The following is a 656-nucleotide window of genomic DNA, read 5'->3' as shown; positions in this document are numbered from 1 at the left end:
TGCTCTTCCGATCCGTTTTTAGAAAAAAAAGTTATAATTAAACCAAACAGCTCAGAGTTAATTCCAACAGGGTTGCAAGTTGCAATACCTGAGGAATTGGAGATTCAAATAAGACCTAGATCAGGTTTGGCTGCAAAAGAAAGTATAGGTGTATTAAATTCTCCTGGCACTATAGATAGTGACTATAGAGGTGAACTAAAAATTATTTTATTCAATCATGGTAACAAAGATTTTATAATTAATAATGGTGATAGGATTGCTCAAATGGTTCTAGTTCCAATTCTTAAAATGGAATTCGAGGAAGTTGATAGTTTACCTGAAACTATTAGAGGTCAAGGTGGGTTTGGATCCACAGGAAAAAAATGAGCCTAACAAATAATGAAATAGAAAGATATTCAAGGCAACTTATTCTTAAAGATATAGGTATCAGTGGGCAAAAAAAACTTAAGAAATCAAAAGTTTTAATCGTAGGTCTTGGAGGACTAGGTTGTCCTGCAGCAGAATATTTGAGTAGAGCTGGGGTTGGAACAATAGGTTTAATTGACCATGACAAAGTTAACTTGTCGAATATTCATAGGCAATCTATATTTACTATAAGTGATATTAAAAAATATAAAGTTGATGCAGTAAAGCAAAGAATAAAAAAAGTTAATCCT

2 protein-coding genes are annotated in these 656 nt (G+C 32.3%); both read left to right on the top strand.

The features are described 5' to 3' along the window. On the top strand, nucleotides 1-366 hold a 366-nt coding region (gene dut, locus AMN80_RS02230; RefSeq protein ID WP_075520374.1), incomplete at its 5' end, for a dUTP diphosphatase. Then, nucleotides 363-656: HesA/MoeB/ThiF family protein (locus tag AMN80_RS02225; RefSeq protein WP_179850272.1), on the top strand; the 294-nt coding region annotated here is incomplete at its 3' end. The genes dut and AMN80_RS02225, both read left to right, overlap by 4 nt.

Origin of the sequence: Candidatus Pelagibacter communis (genome assembly GCF_001179985.1) — a bacterium.
In the GTDB taxonomy this organism is placed as follows: Bacteria; Pseudomonadota; Alphaproteobacteria; order Pelagibacterales; family Pelagibacteraceae; genus Pelagibacter; species Pelagibacter ubique_J.
This window is presented reverse-complemented; position numbering and strand designations above follow the sequence as displayed.